Raw genomic sequence first — 22025 nt, forward strand, 5'->3', positions numbered from 1 at the left:
AAAAATGACTAGCCAAACCTTTTTAATAAATGTTACAATCATTAATACAAAAGCTTAAAAAATAAACTTGTTGAGTTCGTTACTTTTAATCTAACTTTAGATGATTGCGACCAAAGCCCAAAATAAAGTACCTTAACTCAAATTAATAACTATAAAAGTTCTGAAAAACTAACCGCTCTATACCGAAGCGGTATTTATACTTAGATTTCCTTTGTTAAGTTTCCAACCGAATTTGGAATTGCTTAATACAGGGTTTCTATCGGTTTACACAACCCCTGCCCACTATTAAATCAATTTACAAGAGTAGCGCCATGAAGACCGCTCAGACAGCCACAGACCTCGTGCGGACTTACCTGCGTGAGATTGGCAAAGTGCCACTCTTAACACACGAGGAAGAAATCTATTATGGAAAACAAGTCAAGCGTGTAACTGGCTTGTACGAAGTTAGAGAATCTCTAACCGCTCAGTTAGGTCATGAACCAACGCTTGAGGAGTGGGCAAAAGCCAGTGACCTTGATATTAGAGATTTAAATTCTGCCATTGCAGAAGGCGAGTTTGCCAAGCGTAAAATGGTAGAAGCTAATTTGCGACTTGTGGTGTCGGTTGCAAAAAAATACATTAAGCGGAATGTTGACCTACTTGATTTGATTCAAGAAGGTAGTATTGGCATGCAGCGTGGTGTCGAAAAATTTGACCCTACCAAGGGATATCGTTTTTCTACTTATGCCTATTGGTGGATACGGCAAGCTATTACTCGTGCTATAGCCGAGAAAGGCAGAACTATACGCTTACCAATCCATATTACAGAAAAATTAAATAAAATCAAAAAAGCGCAGCGTTCTTTATCTCAACAGTTGGGACGGGCGCCTAGTGTTGGAGAATTAGCCGAAGAGCTTGACTTAACTCCAAGGCAAGTGCGCGAATATTTAGAAAAAGCTCGCTTACCACTTTCGCTTGACTTACGTCTTGGTGATAACCATGACACCGAGCTTGGAGAAATGTTAGAAGATACAAACGCAACACCAGAAGAGTTCGTGGTTCAATCTTCGCTATCAACGGACTTAGAGCGGTTAATGTCAAGTTTGACGACTCAGCAGCGCGAAGTTATATCGTTAAGATATGGTTTGGCTGATGGGCAGTCGATGACTTTGGCGCGAATTGGTGAAATGCTAAATATCAGTCGCGAAAGAGTTAGACAAATTGAACGTGAAGCTTTGACGAAGCTTCGCAAGTCCAAAATAAGTATTAATGAATATTTAGCAAGTTAATTAATGAGTGCTGAGTGCTGAGTGCTGAGTGTTAAACCCTTACTATACTCAGCACTCAGCACTTTACACTTTGCACTCATTAGAGATAGCACACAAGATTTTGTACGGTTACACCGACTGCCAACGCGCAATTAACTTGTTACATTAGTTAGCAACAGTAAAAAACAGTTAGCTTACGTTAAGGGCATTGTAACTGCATTAAGTATAGAATTGCATCAACCAACGCTAGCTGTAAAAGTCTAGGAGGCAAAAAGTGAGTAATCAACCTAATCGAGTTTCCGAATTCTTTGATAGCGAGTCAGAAGGTGCAAACTTGCTGTGGCAGTATGTTAAGTCGTTAAGTCCTGAAACATTGTCTCAGTTATCTAAACCTTCTTCACCCGAAGTGTTTCAAGTAATGGAGCGTAATATTGTCGGTTTGCTTGGTAATTTACCTTCAGAGCATTTTGGCGTGACTATTACTACTAATAGAGAAAATCTTGGTCGGTTGTTGGCATCAGCGATGATGAGCGGTTATTTTTTACGCAATGCTGAACAGCGCATGAACTTTGAAGTCGCTTTACAAGGAACTGATACAGAAGAATCTGAGTAAAATTTTGAGTATTTTGCACCATTAATATAATTTAATAGTATGTACGCGAGTTAGAAACCTGGTTTTTTCAAGAAACCAGGTTTCTTATAAATTTGGATATCTACCATGAACCAACAAGCTTCATCTCCACCGCATAAAATTATTGGTGTTGCTGTTATTGAGAATAATTCTGGTCAAATTTTAATTGACCGTCGGCGCCCAGAAGGCGTAATGGGGGGTTTATGGGAGTTTCCTGGTGGTAAAATGGAACCGGGTGAAACGGTAACAGAATGTATCGAAAGAGAAATTAAGGAAGAATTAGGGATAAATATTGAAGTTGGTGAGTTATTAATAATCATTGAACATACGTATACTCACTTAAAAGTAACTCTGATAGTACATATGAGTAAACATGTGAGCGGAGTTCCCCAGCCAATTGAATGTGACGAAGTGCGATGGGTACACTTAGATGAACTATCTCAATTTGAATTTCCTGAAGCTAATACTCAAATTATTTCAGCTTTAAAGCAATATAAGGCGCTTACGAATATTTTTTAATAAACGAAATTACGAAGTAATACTGAAGTTATTTTGAGTTAATGTAAATTATTTTGGATAAACAGGCAGTATTAAATGGAACCATGCTCCACCAATAGGAGATTCATCAACCCAGATTTGACCGTAATGCGCGCGGATAATGCGTTGGCATAAACATAAACCAATGCCATATCCATCTATATCTTCGTCACGCTCTAAGCGAAAACGATTTTCAAAAATGCGCTCGCGGTTTTCTTCGGGGATACCTGGGCCTGAGTCACCGATGCTAAACTGCACTTTTTGGGTAGTACGATGAAGTCCAGAAATCATTAACTTGCCGTTTTCGGGAGTGTATTTTATGGCGTTATCAAGAAGATTAATCAAAACTTGGCGAATGCGGTCAGGGTCAGCGTAAATAGCAGGCAAATCTTTAGGAATGTCTTTTTGGACTTCTAATGACTTCTTGGTAATGCGGTCACGCAATTCATCAAAAACTTCTTGAAATAATTTCGCAAGTTCCATTCTTTGAGGCTGAATGCGAAACTCACTATTATTACCCCGACCAACCTGCAATAAGTCGGTAATCATGCGGTCGATAGTTTTAACCTGAGTTCGTGCCTGTTTGAATAAATTTGCCGTTAAACTCGGTTTTAAACGCTCGAAGGCGCCGCGTTCGACGTTGTAGTTCGATTGTAAAGTCTCAATAGCAATAGAAGCTGCTGTTAAAGGGTTACGAAGGTCATGCGCGAGCATCCCAATAACCCGGTCTTTGAACATCAGCTGCTCAGTAAGTTTCTCTTTTTCCTGTTTGAGACGAAAAATCTCATCAGAAAGCTGAATTAACTCTGTTGATAAAGCTAATGAACGAATTGAGGATTTTGAGGATGTAGAATGACCATTTTCGACTTCTTGCTGTAGCTCCAACTCGTTCAAGCTACTGTAATTGTTTACAGAGGCTAACCAACGAGGCCACCAAGTTTTTAATTCGTGAATAATGTTACTGCCAGCAAGAGTCTGGTTTGGTTCTGGGTGAACTTTAACCAGCGCTGGTGTCGCAACCAGTTTGTAATGTTCTGCCAAATATGGTTTTTGTCCGACATTAACAACCTGTAGTTCAAACCTATGTTCAGCCTGTAGTTTGTCTAGATATGACTTTACCTGCTGAACTTCTTGTTGAGACTTTGGACGGTCATCAACAAAAAGGAACAGTTGGAGTGGAACCTCTGAATAAACCGGCTGGTTGGCTTCTGCTTGCATGTAATCGAGTTTTAGCACTGGTAACAAACCGACGACGCAATTGTGAAAGTCAGTTAACCAGCGGTGAATATCCCGTTGGACTGTACTTTGATGCAATGAACAGACAGTTGTCGTTTCTGCTGCTTATTGTTTACAAATTTAATATCTATTTTAGATTTTTCATACTACTATCCAATCACAAATTTGAGATGAGATACATTTTTTTGAGCATTTTGGCGCCTTTATGGCTGCAAACTATGTCATTTTCGGCGCTTGCGAAAGAACATAAACCACAATCAAAGATGATTCAAGCTTCCTCGTCAAGTCCTATAGACACTTTTTATACAGCGACAAGTAAGCTAGTTCAGGAGCAAATCAACTTAATTGCACGTATTGAAAACGCAATGAACGTTAAAGACCCGAACCGAGTTCGTGCGGTACGCGGACAAATACTTATACAAGCTGCATCTATTGAAGGTTTTGTCAAACGACTTGACCCTAACTATAAAAACATTTGCGCTTCTGAGCTAAACAGCAAAGAAGCAAGAATTTTTTGTCCACTTTATGCATCAAGCCAAGAGTTATTAAAACTTTCGCCTTTACTCGACCGTATTTTATCGCGACGAGGTGAGTCAGCTATGGTTCGCTCACTACCACTAGTAAGTGGAGAACGTCAATCTGACCCAGTGATGCCAATGTCACCCATTTCACGTCCAGATTTGGGTCGAATCGCAACTCCCCACGCAACGCAAGAACCGAATTTATTCAACTTGGCGCCACAACTCGTTATCGGTAGTTCCACCAAGAAACTAGTTGCCAATTATACGCAACCAATCCAAGGCGCCATCAAGATTCCCCAAGAAGCAATAAAAGTGTTAGAAGCAGCACAAAAACACATCGAACAAGCACAATTAGAGTTTGGACAAGAAGCGAAATTTCATAATCCGAAACAGACGGCAATTGCACTCGACCGCTTTGCTTATGACCTTGACCCGCAAGAAAGTCAAACCTACTCTAAGTTTCTGGCATTGCCTCAAACAGGTATTTTTCGCGTCCTACCACATACAGTTTACCACCGTCCGTTAAACACGCTTCAAAATCGATTATCAAAAACTGTCATAGAACGATATCCTTTTCCATCTTTAGCAGAAAAAGACGGTTTTACTCCAAATTTCGCACTTTCTCTAGTAGGAAATAACTTTCATGTCTTAGCAAGTGGAGTTGATTACAGCTTAATGGCAAATTTGGGAAATATACCTATTGAAAAACTAGACGCGAATCTCGAAAACGTAAATCCACTAGCCAAAGCTTTTTTTACTTACCAACCACCCAGGCAGTTAAATTTATTACAGCAGGAACGGCGCCGATTAGCTACTAATAAACAAAATAATTCAGGTTTACTATCGAGCGTTCCAGCACAATTAAACAATACCTATTTAGTGCGCTCGTTTCAATTTAAACTACCATCAGCTATAGTTAGTGGTAAAAAACTCACCCCACAAGAACGTTTAAGCATTGACGAATTACTCAAAATCTCTAGTAGCGACACAATTGTAGCGTTTCGTCCAGTTCGACAACGTTCTGATGGTAGTTATACTGTACTTTGGCGTGTCTTAAATAGATTCACAGCACCACAAATAGAAGATTTAGAAGCGTATTTAAAATATTAAGAAACCGGGTTTTTAGGCAAAGTTGTCATTTTTACAAAATATCTTGATGAACAAACCCGGTTTCTGGCAATTGTAATGCGTTAGTGTAGGAAGGGGAATTACACTTATTATTTTGGTTTGTGCTTTACTGTAAACGTTTGGTTGTGTTATTGAGTTCGGCAGTTATATTAAGTTCTTTAACTGCGTGTGCAAATAGTCCTACTGCTAAAAACTTAGAAAAGTCTTTAGCAGCAGATTCGCGATTGCAAAACAATAGTAATATTTTTGGCGCCAACCAATCACCTCAAGCTACACCACAACCGCAACCAACAGTTCAGCTACCAGCAGATTTTCCTGCGGAGATTCCAATATATCCAAATGCCCAACTACAATCTGTGACACCAGGCGCCGAGGGTCAATTTGTGGGACTATGGCAAAGTATTGACCCAAGTAATTTCATCACAAGCTTTTATCGTAGTCAATTTGGCGCCAATAATTGGCAAATAGTTCAGCAACCCAACGACGATACAGGAACATTTGAAGCTCGACGCAATAACTTATTAGTAAGAGTTACAATTCAGCCAAAGTCAGTTACAAGCGCAACACCAAATCAATCTCAAACATTAACAGAGTTACGAATTGATTATTCTCCCAACGGTACAGCGTTTGCATCTCCTATTCCATCAACAGATACAACCGCAACTCCCAACCCAACTACTACACCAAATACTGAAGTAGCAAGTAATACCAATCAACCAGGAAGTCCAGATTTTATTGGCCCAGTCTTACCAAATAGTAACGCGGCGCCTGCACCAACAACTACACCTACAACCGCACCAGCAACTACAACACAAACAGCGCAACAGTTCAGCGATATAAATAAAGCTCCCCAACAATTACAGCGTTATATACAAGACCTAGCAACATTGGGAGTTTTAACAACTTCCACAAACCAAGTAAAAGAAAATACCAACACTAATTTATTTGAACCGAGTAAAGCTATTACTCGACGTGAATACGCACGCTGGTTAATTGCTGCCAACAATGCCATGTATGCTAGTAACCCAGCAAAACAAATTCGTACAGTTTCAGAAACCGCACAACCCGCGTTTACTGACGTACCCAAAACCAATCCTGATTTTGCCTATATTCAAGGACTCGCAGAAGCAGGTATAATACCCAGTACATTATCGGGTGATTCTACAGAAGTATTATTTCGACCAGATGCACCATTAACACGCGAGCAATTACTTCTATGGAAACTACCACTAGATACACGCTCCGCATTACCAACAGCAAACTTAGAAGCCGTCAAACAAACATGGGGTTTCCAAGATGCAGGTAAAATAGACTCTAGAGCATTGCGAGCAGTACTAGCTGACTATCAAAATGGAGAACAATCAAATATTAGACGTGTATTTGGATTTACCACACTCTTTCAACCCAAACGAACTGTAACACGCGCCGAAGCAGCCGCAGCCCTATGGTATTTTGGCACACAAGGTGACGGCATCTCAGCAGCAGACGTACTCAAAGGTAAAACTTAACAAATTTGTTATATTCACTTATGCCTCAAACCAAACCTTATCAACCACTACTACTACGACTTCTGCACAGTATAAACGCCATCCTAATAATAGGTGCCTTAATTACAGGATTTTTAGTATACGACAGTTGGGATGGTAGGTTTGGAAGCTTAGGAATAACAAGAGTAAACCGTGACTTAATAGATATTCACGGAACATTTGGATTTTTTATCTCATTTGTAGCACTGCCAATATTTTTGATTTATTGTTGGAACGCAGGAAGACAACGTTTAATTCAAGCTTCCACATTCAAACAGTTAGGTAACGTTAGAAAACCAGCATGGTGGTACGCACTGCAACAAGTAATCAATACTTTAGTATTATTAGCAGCATTATTCTCAGTCATATCAGGTAAATTTCAAGACGAAAACTGGCTACCGCAAGGTGAATTAAATCACATCGCTTATTATATTCATTTAATCGCTTGGGTAGTAATAGTAATAGCGCTGTTAATGCATTTATTGATGAGTGCCAAAGTCGGAGGTTTCCCCTTATTACTCTCAATGCTCGACATAACATATCGTCCAAACGACAGTCCGCGTTTATGGCGCCAAAAAATTGTAAATTGGTTTCAGAAAAAATGACCAATGCAAACTATCTATGGGTAGGTATTGGTTGTCAACGTGGAACGGAGTGTGAATTTATCGCAGCAGCAATAAAACATGTGTTTCAACAAAATAATCTACTTGAAGGCGCCATTACAGGAGTTGCCACTATAAATAGTAAAGCAAACGAAACCGGTTTAATCGAATATTGCTCTATGCGTAATTTACCCTTAGTCTTTTTTACTACCGAACAACTACAAAATATAAACGTACCTAACCCATCACAAATCGTTGCCAGTAAACTTGAAACACCAAGCGTTGCTGAAGCTGCCGCCATGATTGCCGCATCAGTTGATACATTATATGTGCCTAAACAAATTATTCGTTCAGTCCAAAATTTAAAAGGCGCCGTTACATTAGCAGTAGCTTACTCAACTACTCTTAAAACATAGCTAATAATACTCGAAACAATAGACAGTACAATTGAACCTAAAAAAGCAGGTATAAAGCCGTTAATTGTAAAATAATTAGCAGGAGTTAGCGCACTTGCTAACCAAAGAGCTAAAGCATTTAAAACAAATGTAAATAAGCCAAAAGTTATTAAAGTAACTGGGAACGCGAGAATACCTAAAATTGGACGGATAAAAGCATTTACTAAACCAACAACAACGGTTGCAACAAGAGCAGCAGCAAAATTTTTAACAATAAAACTATTCGCAATAAAATTATTAACAATATGAGCAGTGATAATTAGCGCAACGGCAGTTCCAAGCCAAGTTAATAAAAAGTGCTTCATATTTTTTTTCTAGATAAAATAACCTCGTCATTGTCATGCTGAACGTAGTGAAGCATCTAATATATATAGTGGTACTTTAGATTCTTCGCTGCGCTCAGAATGACAGTTGAGGCAACTAATGCCAGTTGGTATCAAAAGTATATTAAGATTGAGAGCGGTTAGTACGGCGCCGGGTTAAAATTTCCCAGGTTTCACCACCAGCGACACCATCAGCTTCCATACCAAAGCGTTTTTGTAATGCTTTGACTGCTGTTTCGGTATCGGCGCCAAAATCGCCATCAGGGTTATTTTTAAGATATCCTAATCGCTGTAATCTGGTTTGTAAGTCGTAAACTTCTTCACCACGCATTCCTAAACGCAAAATTGGAAATCCGGCTGCTGTATATTGAATACCAGGCTTTTGTAAATTTGAGTCGGTTTGACGAGTGCGGTATGTTGAGCTATTACTTGCCGTGCTACGTGCAGTACGATTATTTGTATTTCTTGTTGATGTTGTAGTAGTCGTATTGCGTCCACGATTAGCTGTACTCGTATTATTAGTATTATTTCTATTTGCATTAGTACGAGTTGATGCTGTATTAGTCGTATTGCGTCCACGATTATTTGTACTATTTTGATTAGTGGTGCGCGTGGTTTGTCGCGAAGTATTATTATTGCTGTTGCGAGTTGTAGATGTGGTGCGTACTGTTTCTTGTTGTCCGTTGCCTGTATTTATTCTTGTTGTAGTAGTGGTTCTAGATTCTTGGTTGGATACTACTACAGGTTTGGGTAAATTAGCAGCGGTTTGATTTGGTTTGGGAAAGTTAGTGTTTGTTGTAGTTGCTGGTGAGGATGTTTCGTCTGAACTGGCAGCGACTGTTTGCCCACCTGGGAATAATTGTTGCCAAGTTGCTGTGTCTACTACACCATCTGGCGCCAAACCTGCTGATTGTTTAAACTGGGATACTGCTGCTGCTGTTGTTTGACCGTATGTTCCATCGACGGCGCCGTTATAATAGCCCATAATTTTTAAAGCAGCTTGTAGTTCACTTACTGCATCTCCTTGGCTACCAACTTTGAGAGTTGGACGGTTTACGGTGCCTACGGTGATAACTTGAGCTATTTGCTGTTCTACTGTAACAGAGGCTACAGATGGAGTGCTAAATAGTAAGGGTACTCCGGAACATAATAGCAAGCCTAAAAGGTTCTTCCGACTCAGTAATTTAAACGAGATGACTGATACCAGGTAATTGATTATACTTATTTCGTTTCTACCTTTCATTGGAATTTGCCCCCGGTGTCTCTATACTAATAGTACAATTATCTAATGCTGAATAAAAGTGCTGAGTAGAAAGTGCTGAGTGCTGAGTAATCTTTTTAATTCCTAACTCCTAACTCCTAACTCCCAACTCAGCACTCAGTACTCAGCACTCAGTACTCAGTACTCAGCACTCAGCACTCAGTACTCAGCACTCAGCACTCAGCACTTATTAAAAGCATTGTCAATCGCTTCTTTTTGACCTACTAGTGATACATAAGGTTCCCGTAAATAATTACACGCTGCTGCCATAGCGCTTTCGGATGTGACTGCTGTAATTAAGTTGTGAAAGTTGCTGTCAAACTCAACGCCAAGTCCCAATATTTCATACCAACCGTATATTTGAGCAAGTTGGGCGTTTGTTTGTTTACCAAGTGCATACTGTCCCAAAATTTTATTTTTCGCAGCTTGAAGTGCTGTTTCTTCTAGTGGTTCGGTTGTAAGTAAATTTACTTCGCGTTGCAGTTCTGTCAGTGCTGTTTTGGTATTTTCTGGCGCCGTTCCCATATAAACTACAAATGCTGCGGTAAATAACCGAGTTGGGTATAGTGCTGATACTTCGTAAGCTAAACCGCGTTTTTCTCTTAATTCGACAAATAATCGACTCGATAGTCCGTTACCTAAGTATGACGATAATAGTTTTAGCGCTGCATAATCTGATGAATGTACTGATGGCGCCAAATAACCCAGCATTAAAATAGATTGCTGTGTATTTTGGTGTTTAAGCACTTGTTGTGGAGCAAGCTTGACTTCGGGTAATTGTGTTGGAATTATTTGACGAGCATCGTTCTTCCAGTCACCAAAAATTTCTTCAATTAGTGCAACTGCGTTGTCTAAAGTAATACGTCCAGCAATACTAATAACTATATTATCTGGACGAAAATAAGTTTTGTGAAACTCAACTAAATCAGCACGAGTTAAACTGCTCATTGTCGCTTCATCACCTAATGCTGACATTGCATACGGATGATTTTGATACATCGCTAGACGTAACTGCTCGAATGCGATGCTAAAAGGTTGCTCCTTTTGTGAGCGAATATCTTGAAGCGCTAGTCTTCGTTCTAGTTCAACTTCAAGTTCTGGAAAAGTTGGAAATCGTAATATTCTTCCCGCTAGCGCTAATATTTCGGCAAAATCTGCCGTTACTGTTTTTAGCGATACCAAAAAATAATCGCTTGTACTATCTGCACTCAAAGATGCTCCTACAGACTCGACTGCTTCAGCAATTTCCATGCTCGAAAGTCCATCACATCCTTTCGTCATTACTGCTGATAATAAATGCGATAAACCCGCTTTTTCTGGTTGCTCACAAAAACTTCCTGCACGAATAAACACACGTGCAGCAATAATATCGGCTACTGGATTTTCTGTAACTAAAACTACAATACCATTACTTAATACTGTACGATGAACATGAGATTTTTGTGGCGAAATTGTCATATGATTTTGGATTTTGGATTTTGGATTTTAAATTGTTGATTCTATGATTTGTTAATTTTAGATTATCCCCATAAATAAATTCAATCGCTTATTTTTATGACAATCCAAAATCTAAAATCTAAAATCTAAAATCTAAAATCTTGTGATGGTTTAAGCGTAGTTACCGCGTATTGAGTAGGCGAAAGATATAAGAGTGCTAATTTTTGCAGTTCTTGGGTATCAAATGATAAAATTTGGTCAGGATAAGTTATTGCTAACTCGACATCAGTAATTGTGTTGTAATAACCGTAAAGTCCTGCTAGTTGATTTGGTGTTTCGGTTGAAAAGGCAAAGTCGTTACAGAGTAATCTTTGAGCGCGTCTCAATTCTTGTTCACTAATACCATTTGTAATGATATCTTGCAAATGCATTTTAATTGCGGTTTCGACTCGTTCTAAACATTCTGGCTCTAAAACTGCACTAATTGTAAATAAACTTGATTCTTTTTGCAGCGAAAAATTGCAGCATATATAACGAACTAATTGCTGTTCTTCACGTAAATCCCTTACTAACCGTGATGTTCGACCAGATGCTAATAAGACTGATAATAAGTCTAATCCACATGCTGTTGTTAGGTCATATACTCCTGGCCCAATCCATGCCATCATTAGACGTGCATTTTCTAAACGTGGTAAGTTGATTTCTTGGCGCCTAATTCCTGCTATAAATGGTTCAACTATTGTTTCTCTTGAAGTTAAATTAAAATTATTATCAGATAGAGGCTGAAAACTGTCTGATTTAAAAGTGTTTTTAACTAATTCTAAAGCAGGTGCAACAGGAATTCCACCGACGATGACCACGGTCATATTTTCTGGTCGATAATAAGTGCGGTGAAACGAGCGTATATCAGAGCTAGAATGCTGCTCAATATCGGTTTCGTTACCTAAAATCGAACGTCCGTAGGGGTGTTGTTGGTAAATACTCTGGACTAAATGCTGATATCCTACCCAATCGGGGTCATCATTATAAGAGCGAATCTCTTCTAATACAACATCACGTTCTCGCTCTAGTTCGTCGTCGGGAATTGCCGCATTTAACAGCATTTCTGCTAATTGTGGAAAAGAGGAGTGTAAATATGAGTTCGTGGAGGTAATAGAATAATGTGCGTAGTCGTAACTTGTCGCTGCATTACTGACACCACCTTGGTTTTCTATATTATAGTCAAATACTCCAGCAGGTAATTTTGCTGTACCTTTGAATATCATATGCTCTAGAAAATGTGCCATTCCGAACCCGGAAGTTGGTTCTGATATACTACCTGCACTAACCCAAACATCTGCCACAACTACGGGTGTCGTGGGTATTTCTTGATGTATCAAAGTTAAGCCGCTGTCCAGTTTGAATATTGAGGCTGGAAACACTGTATTTATTGATGGTTGTAATATTTTTTGTAATTGTAATCACAATTTCTTACAATTCTACTGATTGTAGCTCTGAATGTGGCACCATTTAGATTCAATTTATACAAATTTATTTGAAAAAGCAAAACGTATTATTTGTGGTATAATAACAATCCTAGAAACCGGGTTTATAATTTTATATTTCGCTAAAAAACTTAATCTCTTAAAGGAAGTCGGTTTCTTAAAAAAGTGAAAGCTCCTGCGTCGAAAAGACTTCAGGAGCTGATTATTTTGTCATACCGCGACGCCGTTTTACCTAAGTTTATGACCTGGTATAACCAGGTGGGAGCCTTGTGTTTCGTTTAAAGTTTCCGAGTACAAGCTCGGTCTACTGCCACGAACAATAATTGGTTCCCTAATTCTTAAAGACATAGATCAAAAAACTTGATGGCAGTCACCAACGTTGCAGTACAACAACCCCATTATAGCCTCCAAAAATACAGTTGTGCATCATTACAAGATTTTTCTTTATTTCTTTGTGTTTCAGTTTTGATTTGGATACCAAATTGCTTCGACAGTACGCGCAGCTAACATGGCGCCATCTCGACTGGGGTTGTCTAATAATATAGTCACGTGTCCGAGTTTGCGGCCCGGACGAGATTCGGTTTTTCCGTACCAATGAAGGTGGGCATTTTCTATACGCGACAAAATCTCGCGCTTTTCAAAGTAATCAGACAACGAATTTTCGTAACCGAGTAAGTTTACCATAACGGCGCCGGGACTAATTAAGGCTGTACTGCCTAGTGGGAGTCCACATACTGCCCGTAAATGCTGCTCAAATTGTGAAGTTTGACATGCATCGATTGAGAAATGTCCCGAATTATGGGTACGTGGCGCCACTTCATTGATTAATACATTGTCATCTACCGTCAGGAATAGTTCGATGCCAAAAACTCCAACCGCATCAAGACTGTTGAGGAGAGTTTTAGCGACATCATTAATTTTGGCGGTAACTTCAGCAGAAATATCGGCTGGTACAATTGCACGCCGACAAACTTGTTGCTCCTGTTGAGTTTCTACCACTGGATAGATGACAACTTCGCCATCGATTGAGCGAGCCGCGATAACAGCAAGTTCATATTTAAAGGGCACAAACTCTTCAAGTAGAAACTCAGTGTTACTAGCTTTGAACCGTCCATTCTCAAGTTGGTTAATTACTGATTTAAATTCGTTGCCATTTTTAATAATGTATGTACCTTGACCGTCGTAGCCATGACGACGAGCTTTCAAAACCACAGGAAAATTAAAATTAAAAACGGCGCCGTTGGTAGTATTAGTGACATCGAAGGCGGTAAATGATGGTACTGGTAAACCAATATCGCGTAAATAGCACCGTTGATGATACTTATCCAAAAGAGGAGCAAGCGCTTCTAGCTTCGGACGAAAACAAACGCCACGTTCGGCTAAAGTTGAAAGTGCCTCTAAATCAACAAATTCGTTTTCAAAAGTAATGACATCACTGTTTTTAGCCAGTTGTACTGTAGCAACTGCATCATCAATGCGTGCTTGTACAAAATTAACAGGCTCTTTTACAGGAGTCTCGGTAATTGCAAACAGTTTTTGCTGCGGTTCATCGATTAAATACTGCTCTGGTTTACTTTTATGAAAACCATTGCCGTTTCTGAGTGCAACAGCTGGGTCTTTTGCACTCGGAGTTTGTACAACTAGTTCTAAACCAAGCTTGCTTGCTGCCCCTCCCATCATCCAAGCGAGCTGCCCACCACCAATTACACCTATACGTTTCATCTGCACCCTAGCGAATCACGAGTTTTAATACCTGTCTGTTTATTTACTCCACGAGCGATGCCACACAGTTCTTTAACCTGTGCCCCATCCAATATTGCATCAGTAAAATCAGCACCATTTATATTCACGTTTTTGAACGTGGTACGAAGCAGCAGCGCTTCAAAGAATATTGCATCACTTAAGTCTGCCCCTGTTAAGTCTACCTGATCTACTAGTGCATTTGATAGATTCGCTGCCTGCAAATTGGCGGAAGTCATCACCGAAGCACTCATTACTGCCCCACGTAAATCAGCATTACTAAAATTTGCTAACTCCATATTGGCGTTAGAAAACTCACATGCTTGTAATTCTTGCCCAGAAAAATCTTTTCTCGACAATTCCGCGTTGCTAAATGACATCGGGTGTGTCCAATCGGCAATAGCGCTGCTCGGCACAAATACTACACAAGCTACAATCACGACCAAAATAACCACCGCTGTTTTGTAAGCGTTTATGAGGCGCCACATATTAAGTAATACCCAGAGTTGATTTCCGCTATTTTTAGCTTACCGCGAATTGTGTCACTACCTCACTTTTGCGAACCCATATGCATATTGACACTCAATCATTTAATTTAATAATAAATAATTTTTTAATTCCTTTTATTCTATTTTTATTATTAGTATTAATGCTCTGCGGAACACCGAACTATTCAATAACAAATTACCACCCTTTTAAGATTTGCTTAACAAGTTTATATTTTTCGGATGAACGTGTACTTTTGTAATTATTACGAAATATTTACATAACAATTCAAAAGTAAAGTTTATTTTCATTTTGGCGCCTGACCTCTTTGAAGCTGGTATGGTTGAAAAGTAACGAAAAACAATATTCTGCGTAATATAAGTTAACGAATAACTCAAAGCGAATAACTTAAACCGAATAACTCAAACTAATATAATCACTCTCTAGCACAAATCTAAACAACATGTTAAGTCTAACTTCCCGCCCCAGCGTCAAAATACAGCATTTCCATGATGAATGGCTCGAAGATTGGTGCCAAGAAAATGGTTGGACTGATTTGTTCTGTGAACGTAAAAATAACTATTGGGCGTTTCCTCCAGGAGCAGTAATGCCTGAACCAATTCCTGGAAAAGTTTTAAGAAATATTAAGTCAAAAAATGGAATGACCCAGAGCGAAAAATTCTGGTCAGTATCCGCGATAATTGGTACATGTGTAGCAGTAATTTCTACTTATTTACTCAAATGTCCAATGCCAATGATTGTAGCTTTCGCGTTCGATGCAGTTACTGCGGCACATTTAGAATTAGAAGATATTTAGCAACAGATTATGAACGGATGTAACGGATGGTTGATTTAACAATTCATCCGTTACATCCGTTACAACCGTTGTCAGGAAGATTAAAACAACTGTTGCTAAAAGTGTAACCGTCTAGTGTACGCATGGTTTTGATGTCATAGTCAAACATGAAGACGTGGACACAAGGGTGAAGCGGATGCAGGAAAAATCGAGCCAACGTTGCAATAAGTTTTTACAAAGACGATACGGCGTGCGTTTGGGAAGACGTTACGCATTAGCGGCAGCAGGTGTAGTACTAATGGGAATGATTGGATGCTCACCTTTAACAAGTGAGTCGAGTGCAGTTGCCGCGCGCCCTAACACAGAATCTCCGATGTCAAAAGTAGTAATTCCCGATACCAAGCTTGTTAATAGTAATACTAAGTTTGGTTTTAAGTTGTTTTCAGAAGTTCTCAAAAAGGATAAAGGCGCCAACGTTTTTGTTTCGCCTTCGAGTGTAGCTTTTGCTTTGGCAATGACTTATAACGGTGCTGAAGGAACAACTCAGCAAGCAATGGCAAAGGCCTTAGAATATTCTGGGTTGAGCTTGCAGCAAATAAATTCATCGAATGCAGCATTAAAAACGCTTCTAGAAAATCCTGATCCAAAAGTACAGCTAACTATTGCTAATTCGCTATGGACTAATAGTAATGCGTCGTTAAATCCAAGTTTCATGCAACGAAACCGCGATTTTTATGCTTCGCGCGTTACAAACCTAGATTTTACTGACAGCGGCGCCGCGAATACGATTAATAACTGGGTCAAAGATTCGACGCGCGGTAAAATTGATAAAATTGTTGAGCAAATCAGTCCAGACCAAGTAATGTTCTTAATTAATGCCATTTACTTTAAAGGCGCCTGGACTGAACCATTTGATAAAAGCCAAACCAAAGAACAACCTTTCACAAAAGCGTCCGGTCAAATTGTTCAAACTCCGATGATGACGCAACGAGGGAAGTATAAGTATTTAGAGAATAATAAGTTTCAAGCAATAAGCTTACCTTATGGTAGAGACGGTAAAATCAGCTTTTATGTATTTTTGCCGAAAGAGAATTCGGGTGATTTGAAAGAGTTTTACCAAAGTTTAAATTCTCTTAACTGGGAAAAATGGATGCCACAGTTCCAGTCGCGCTCTGGTGAAATTCGATTGCCTCGTTTTAAAATGGATTACGAGGTAACACTCAACGATGCTTTAACAGCGTTGGGTATGGGAGAAGCATTTAGCGATAAAGCCAATTTTTCGGGAATTGGTAAAAATCTTGCTATTAGTACTGTTAAGCATAAAACTTTTGTTGAAGTATCTGAAGAAGGAACAGAGGCAGCAGCAGCGACTTCAGTAGGCATTGTCGCGCTTTCTGCCCCTATGAACCCTCCATTTTCGATGGTTGTTGACCGTCCATTTTTCACATTCGTTCGCGATAATCAAACGGGCAGCATTTTGTTCATGGGTTCAATTGTGGCGCCACAGTCGTAGAAGTCGTTGAATTAGATTGACTAATTTGACTAGATGTGGACACCGACATTTCGCTTGCTGTATTGGGTGCAGCTACTTCCGACAAAATAATGGGACTTTCATTACTACCACTTGCACGTCGCAACGCACTTAAAGCGGTTTTAACTACTACCGCACTAGGTACAGCTAAAATAACTCCTAATAAACCTCCGATTCTAGCTCCGGTCAAAACAGAAATTAATAGCCAAACAGGGTTTAAGCCAGTAAAACTGCCCAGAATACGGGGTGCAATCAAGTTTTCCAAAATTTGTTGAACGATTACTGCTGCAATTAATACTCTTCCCCCCATACCAAAATCTTGCAGCGCAACAAGAGAAGTTGTTAAGGCAATACCAACAGAACCACCATAGGGTACAAGTGCCATTAAACCAATTGTCAAGCCAAATAATAACCCAAAGGGTACCTTTAGCCATAAAAAGGTAGGAATTAAGGCACTGGCCATACAGGTAGAGATAATTAACTGAGTAATGAAGAAATTTTCAAAGCTGGAGCGTAACGTTTGTGAAAACGGTTCGCGGAATTTAGCAGGAAGCCAATCGACCAAGCTTTGCCAAAGTTCATCACCATGCTGCAATAGATAAAATGTCAACACCATTGTGAGCAAGAAGTCTAGCAAGGAAGTCACTGTAATAACTGCTAGGTTTAGAACTTGCCCTGCAATAGCTTGTAATTGTCCTTTTACACGGTCATTAATTTGTACTACTAATGCATCTAGGTTTACAGGCAAACCTAGAATTTCGGCTTTTTCGTTCAACATCATTAATTGTGAACGTCCCGAGTCTATTAACTCTGGAATGCGCGCGACTAATTGTTGAGCTTGAGTTAGAGCTAGTGGAATTAGCGTAACGCCTAATGCCAGTAGAATTGACAAAGCCAGTAAAAATACTAAGATAGCTACTGGTTCCCGTTTGGCGCCTTGGCGTTCCATCCAACTTACAGGATAGTTAAGCAGAAACGCTAACACTGATGCTCCGACTAAAATAACAATCAGCGAATGGAAATACTCAAAAATTGCCGAAATTGCCCATCCATTGAGGACGAGCAACGGGGCAAAGAGCGCGATTGCTACAAATCGCGCAATTGGCGTTAGTGTTTGCCACCAGTTTAGGAGCTTGCGTGTCTGCATCTGCTGCTACATGCCTGATACAACTAAATAAATATGTTCATAAGTCATTAGTCTATTATCTCTGACAAAAAGACTTACACACATCTGTCTTGCGTGCGTATTAAAGAATTTCTCGCTTAGATTATGAAAAAACGTAAATCGATTTTTAATTTATCAAGTACACATGCAGGCGCCCGTAGCGATGCATCTACCTTACAATTGGTGTTATACATAATTCCGGTTGTGGGCTTTTTTCCCTCACTGTGGACACTGTATAGTCGTCAGGGGACACGGGAACAACTTATAGCAAGTAAGTTGTCTATTACTTTGATGCTTACTTGGATACTGGGATACCTGTTACTCGCGACAGGAGCAGAGCAAGCGTCAAATACGTTGGCATTGCGTCTACTTATATTGAATAGTTTTTTGACATCAGGGTACTTTTTAGTTAGCGCTTGGTTAGTTGTACGCGCTCTTAAAGGTAATCGTGTGCGCGTACCGGGATTTAATAAGCTTTCGGAACGTCTTTTAGGTAAATATACTCGTTAAAATTAAAATTAGGCATTTTCAGGCAATATTGATAAGTATTTACACGGAACTTTGCGCTCTTGTAACCAACATGCTGCTCATAGGTCTAGTCAAATCGGCTTAAATATTGCCATACTTCAATAAAACAAGCCAAGCATCTCCGGATTTGCTTTAGGAGGAACAGAAAAATAAGGAAAATACAGTTATAAGTGTTTTGGTTAACACCGATATACGGTACTTAGCCTTAATAATTCTAAGAGTTAGCAATTTAATTTCAAAGCATCTACGTATAAAAAGTAGAGACATTACATGTAACGTCTCTACCCGGTTAATTTATATAGATTAAGTGTGAGGAAGTCAGTGACGATTCAAAGAACTTCTGCGGAAGAGAACTTTTCAAGTGATACTAAGAATGTAAGCAGTAAAAAAATTCCGGACAAATCAGGACGTTGGTTATGGTTCTGGGTGGGGATGAGCGGAATAGCAATGGTATCGGCGACTGCTGGAGCATTACTAGCGGTATCCTTAAGCAGCACCCCTCTGATGCAAGCGAACTTAAGTCCACAAGAAGCAGCAGTATTCGATGGGGACCGCATTGCCGGAGGTGGGTTACGCTTTTCTGAATTGACACGTCCTGTCAACATTCTTGTGATGGGAATGAGCGTGCTTCCTCCCGATGTTAAAAATCCTCCTACCGAAAGTCAAAATCTTCGTTACCTTCCCCAAGTTAATTCCTTTGACGGTTTAGCGGATGTAATGTTATTAATTCGCTTTGACCCAGAAAATAAAACTTTAAAAATGCTCTCTATACCCCGTGATACCCGAATTGATATTGAGGGACACGGAACAAAAAAAATTAATGCAGCTAATACCTTTGGTGGACCTGCTTTAACTGCCAAAACAGTCAGCAACTTGCTGGGTGGTGTGGGAGTTGACCGTTATGTTCGTATTAATGTACTAGGTGTTGGCAAGTTAATTGATGCCTTGGGTGGTGTCAATGTTTTTGTGCCCAAGGACATGAAATATCAAGATGATTCACAGCATCTTTACATTAACCTTAAAAAAGGTCAGCAGCATTTAGATGGTAATAAAGCGTTACAGTTACTACGTTACCGTCACGATGAAAATGGCGACATTGGTCGAATTCAGCGTCAGCAAATGGTAATGCGTGCGCTTATGGACCAAACTCTTAACCCAGCAACTTTGGGACGTTTACCAGATGTACTCAACGTCGTCAAAGAACACATTGATACTAACTTGACCGTTGAAGAATTATTAGCGTTGGTAGGATATGGCGCCCGTACAAACCGTTCAAATATACTACAGTTAATGGTGCCAGGTCGGTTTAGCGAGAAAAACGAATTTGACGCGAGTTACTGGATACCAAACAGTGACCGGATTGCGAAAACAATGGCACAGCACTTTGATTTGCAATCTGTAGCAGCGACAAAAGACACCGAACCCAGGAGGTTGCGTATTGCAATTCAAGATAGTACTGGGGATGAGAAAACTAACCTCCAACCTTTAATTCGGATTTTAGAAAAGGCAGGTTATCGTAACGTATTTATCGCAAAAAGCTGGGGTGAACCGTTACAAGTCACTCATATTCTGGCACAGCAAGGTGATGGTAATGAAGCTGAGTCGGTACGTAGTACTCTAGGTTTCGGTGAAGTTCGTGTTGAAAGTACAGGTACTCTAGGCTCGGATGTTAGTATCCAAGTTGGTAAAGACTGGTTACAGCAACTCAATTCGACAGAAAATCAAGGTGGATAGTCCTGGCAACGGATGATAAACGGATGTAACGGATAGGCGTTTTAGATAATTCATCCGTTACATCCGTTGTATTCTTTGCTTTTTTTTAGCAATTTAAGAAGAATACTTGCTTTATCAGTAAGTTTACTTATATTATACATAGTTATATTTGCAGGAAAATATTATACGTAAATGTCAGAGTAATTCTACGCACGTAGAATTTTAATAGCTGCATCGTATAATATCAATTTCGCATAATCATTGAACAATATAATTTGCTCTAGGCAACTACCTTACTTGTACGGTGGTAAGTTTTGGTTGCTTTTTGTCTGTAATTTGACAATATATCAAAGAATTTTATGCAAAAACTTTTGAACTCAAAGTACTTTTTACTATTGACATTTACAGCTATTACTAGTTGTTTTATAACGCCAAAAGCCAGTATAGCTGCAACTTTTGCATTTTCAGAAGCTGGTTTTAGGTTTGATAATTTTAGTGTTAGTCCAAAGGATGTAGAGACTTTCGCAGATACAAATATCCAGGCTATTAATTTTAGTTCTCAAGGTAAAGCTAATGCTGATGCAGAAGCAAATGCTAATTTTACTAGCATTCCTAATTTACCTTTATCATTCGCTAATAATCTTTCATCAAGTATAGCTATGGGTGAAGGGAAAGACTATTTTGGTAGCGCTGAAAGTGTTGCTAGTGTTACAGGTTATAACTTTCAAGTTGCACCAGAAGGTATTTTTTCGTTTGACTTTACGGGGTTTCTTGTTCTTCTGGCTCTAGCTGATGACCCTACAACTGAATATGCCAGTGCCGATGGTGAAATCTCACTTCAATTATATGACCAAGATAACGGCGTACTTTTAGACTCACTATCAATACAAGGAAATACGGCGACTTCTAATAATTTGAGTTTTCTCACCCAGAATAAAACCGATAATTTCTCTTTTATTCCTACTGACACTTCTTTTGATACAGACTTTAACGGTATAAATAAATACGCTATTGCTAGTGTTAAAGGTAAGTACTCTAGAAAACTTGCAGCAGGCGCCAATCTGAGTTTGTTTGAGCTAAAAAATAATCGTGTGCGTGTTGCAGTTCCAGAACCCACAAGTCAGTTGGCTCTTGTTTTTGGCGCAATAAGTATTCTCCTAATTGTAAAACGAGAGCGTAAATTACTTCAGAACAAAATTACTATTAAATAAAAAGAAAGAAGCTAGTGGTTTATGTCAAAAGTTTTGGAAGGTTGTAAAATCGGCAACGGATGATAAACGGATGTAACGGATGGTTGATTTTTAATAATTAGATGAGCGTTTGTAACCAATAACTTATCCGTTACATCCGCTCTGATCCGTTGCTAATCAACACACCAAAATTAATGACACAGACCACTAGAGAACGCTGTTTTTAAGGCAATTTGGCAGGTTCATAGTCGATAAACCCCGCCAAGCTTCTATTTGCCCCTATTTTCCACTACTTACAGTGATACTTCTTATATAAAACCTATAATTTTACTGATTTTTATACTCGAAAATTAATTTTCTTTAAGAAATACATTAAAAAAATAAAGCAACATTTAAAATTAGGTATAGGACAGCGTATTAAGCGCTAACATAAATAAGTTCAGTTAAATTAAATAAGTTCATAAGTGCTAGAGCAAAGTTATTTATCT

Annotated in this window: 20 protein-coding genes and 1 other RNA gene; 12 read left to right on the forward strand and 9 right to left on the reverse strand. The window is 39.3% G+C overall.

Annotated features, from left to right (window positions below; genetic code table 11):
- Positions 1 to 311 precede the first annotated feature (311 nt).
- From DSM106972_RS44705 to mutT, 3 genes are all read left to right on the forward strand, one after another.
- A complete protein-coding gene (locus tag DSM106972_RS44705) occupies positions 312 to 1268 on the forward strand; it encodes an RNA polymerase sigma factor, RpoD/SigA family (protein WP_127086754.1) in 957 nt (318 codons plus the stop codon).
- Positions 1269 to 1521: 253 nt separating this feature from the next.
- Complete coding sequence (locus DSM106972_RS44710; RefSeq protein ID WP_127086755.1) at positions 1522 to 1860, forward strand: DUF760 domain-containing protein; 339 nt, start codon at positions 1522 to 1524, stop codon at positions 1858 to 1860.
- Positions 1861 to 1965: 105 nt separating this feature from the next.
- A complete protein-coding gene (gene mutT, locus DSM106972_RS44715; protein WP_127086756.1) occupies positions 1966 to 2397 on the forward strand; it encodes an 8-oxo-dGTP diphosphatase MutT in 432 nt (143 codons plus the stop codon).
- Positions 2398 to 2445: 48 nt separating this feature from the next.
- Here the strand turns inward: mutT and DSM106972_RS44720 are convergent, their stop codons facing one another.
- The gene (locus DSM106972_RS44720; protein WP_127086802.1) at positions 2446 to 3633 is read right to left on the reverse strand and encodes a histidine kinase; all 1188 of its coding nucleotides are present in this window, start codon (positions 3631 to 3633) and stop codon (positions 2446 to 2448) included.
- A 188-nt stretch (positions 3634 to 3821) separates the two neighbouring features.
- On the opposite strand from DSM106972_RS44720, the gene DSM106972_RS44725 reads away from it, so the two are divergent.
- From DSM106972_RS44725 to DSM106972_RS44740, 4 genes are all read left to right on the forward strand, one after another.
- Positions 3822 to 5282 (forward strand): hypothetical protein, encoded by a 1461-nt coding sequence (locus DSM106972_RS44725; protein WP_233787745.1) that lies wholly within the window; start codon positions 3822 to 3824, stop codon positions 5280 to 5282.
- A gap of 119 nt (positions 5283 to 5401) precedes the next feature.
- The gene (locus tag DSM106972_RS44730) at positions 5402 to 6808 is read left to right on the forward strand and encodes an S-layer homology domain-containing protein (protein ID WP_127086757.1); all 1407 of its coding nucleotides are present in this window, start codon (positions 5402 to 5404) and stop codon (positions 6806 to 6808) included.
- Between the two features lie 20 nt (positions 6809 to 6828).
- Positions 6829 to 7431: a cytochrome b/b6 domain-containing protein gene (locus tag DSM106972_RS44735; RefSeq protein WP_127086758.1), complete on the forward strand. Its 603-nt coding sequence runs from the start codon at positions 6829 to 6831 to the stop codon at positions 7429 to 7431.
- A complete protein-coding gene (locus DSM106972_RS44740; RefSeq protein WP_127086759.1) occupies positions 7428 to 7844 on the forward strand; it encodes a cobalamin biosynthesis protein in 417 nt (138 codons plus the stop codon). Before DSM106972_RS44735 ends, DSM106972_RS44740 begins: the two co-directional genes overlap by 4 nt.
- Here DSM106972_RS44740 and DSM106972_RS44745 read toward each other — a convergent pair.
- From DSM106972_RS44745 to DSM106972_RS44775, 7 genes are all read right to left on the reverse strand, one after another.
- Positions 7820 to 8188, reverse strand: coding sequence for a phage holin family protein (locus DSM106972_RS44745; protein WP_127086760.1), 369 nt, complete (start codon positions 8186 to 8188; stop codon positions 7820 to 7822). The genes DSM106972_RS44740 and DSM106972_RS44745 overlap by 25 nt on opposite strands.
- A 142-nt stretch (positions 8189 to 8330) precedes the next feature.
- Positions 8331 to 9449: a peptidoglycan-binding domain-containing protein gene (locus tag DSM106972_RS44750; protein WP_127086761.1), complete on the reverse strand. Its 1119-nt coding sequence runs from the start codon at positions 9447 to 9449 to the stop codon at positions 8331 to 8333.
- 198 nt (positions 9450 to 9647) lie between these two features.
- On the reverse strand, positions 9648 to 10925 hold the full coding sequence (locus DSM106972_RS44755; protein WP_127086762.1) for a M16 family metallopeptidase: 1278 nt from the start codon (positions 10923 to 10925) through the stop codon (positions 9648 to 9650).
- A gap of 125 nt (positions 10926 to 11050) precedes the next feature.
- Positions 11051 to 12325, reverse strand: a complete 1275-nt coding sequence (locus tag DSM106972_RS44760; RefSeq protein WP_127086763.1) for a M16 family metallopeptidase — start codon at positions 12323 to 12325, stop codon at positions 11051 to 11053.
- A 271-nt stretch (positions 12326 to 12596) separates the two neighbouring features.
- Positions 12597 to 12779, reverse strand: a non-coding RNA gene (gene ssrS / locus DSM106972_RS44765) — 6S RNA.
- Positions 12780 to 12847: 68 nt separating this feature from the next.
- On the reverse strand, positions 12848 to 14110 hold the full coding sequence (locus tag DSM106972_RS44770) for a 5-(carboxyamino)imidazole ribonucleotide synthase (protein WP_127086764.1): 1263 nt from the start codon (positions 14108 to 14110) through the stop codon (positions 12848 to 12850).
- Positions 14107 to 14616, reverse strand: coding sequence for a pentapeptide repeat-containing protein (locus DSM106972_RS44775; protein WP_127086765.1), 510 nt, complete (start codon positions 14614 to 14616; stop codon positions 14107 to 14109). Before DSM106972_RS44775 ends, DSM106972_RS44770 begins: the two co-directional genes overlap by 4 nt.
- A 461-nt stretch (positions 14617 to 15077) precedes the next feature.
- On the opposite strand from DSM106972_RS44775, the gene DSM106972_RS44780 reads away from it, so the two are divergent.
- Both DSM106972_RS44780 and DSM106972_RS44785 read left to right on the forward strand, forming a co-directional pair.
- Entirely contained in the window at positions 15078 to 15431 is a 354-nt protein-coding gene (locus tag DSM106972_RS44780; protein WP_186538902.1) for a slr1957 family protein, read from the forward strand.
- A 175-nt stretch (positions 15432 to 15606) separates the two neighbouring features.
- Entirely contained in the window at positions 15607 to 16923 is a 1317-nt protein-coding gene (locus DSM106972_RS44785; protein WP_127086766.1) for a serpin family protein, read from the forward strand.
- Here the strand turns inward: DSM106972_RS44785 and DSM106972_RS44790 are convergent.
- A complete protein-coding gene (locus DSM106972_RS44790; RefSeq protein ID WP_127086767.1) occupies positions 16892 to 18088 on the reverse strand; it encodes an AI-2E family transporter in 1197 nt (398 codons plus the stop codon). The genes DSM106972_RS44785 and DSM106972_RS44790 overlap by 32 nt on opposite strands.
- Positions 18089 to 18211: 123 nt before the next feature.
- On the opposite strand from DSM106972_RS44790, the gene DSM106972_RS44795 reads away from it, so the two are divergent.
- From DSM106972_RS44795 to DSM106972_RS44805, 3 genes are all read left to right on the forward strand, one after another.
- Positions 18212 to 18616 carry a hypothetical protein gene (locus tag DSM106972_RS44795; RefSeq protein WP_127086768.1) on the forward strand — a complete coding sequence of 135 codons (405 nt, stop codon included), beginning with the start codon at positions 18212 to 18214 and terminating at the stop codon, positions 18614 to 18616.
- A gap of 339 nt (positions 18617 to 18955) precedes the next feature.
- The gene (locus tag DSM106972_RS44800; protein WP_127086769.1) at positions 18956 to 20368 is read left to right on the forward strand and encodes an LCP family protein; all 1413 of its coding nucleotides are present in this window, start codon (positions 18956 to 18958) and stop codon (positions 20366 to 20368) included.
- A 338-nt stretch (positions 20369 to 20706) separates the two neighbouring features.
- Entirely contained in the window at positions 20707 to 21558 is an 852-nt protein-coding gene (locus DSM106972_RS44805) for a hypothetical protein (protein WP_127086770.1), read from the forward strand.
- The last annotated feature ends 467 nt before the right edge of the window (positions 21559 to 22025 follow it).

The sequence above is a fragment of the Dulcicalothrix desertica PCC 7102 genome, assembly GCF_003991905.1.
In the GTDB taxonomy this organism is placed as follows: domain Bacteria; phylum Cyanobacteriota; class Cyanobacteriia; order Cyanobacteriales; family Nostocaceae; genus Dulcicalothrix; species Dulcicalothrix desertica.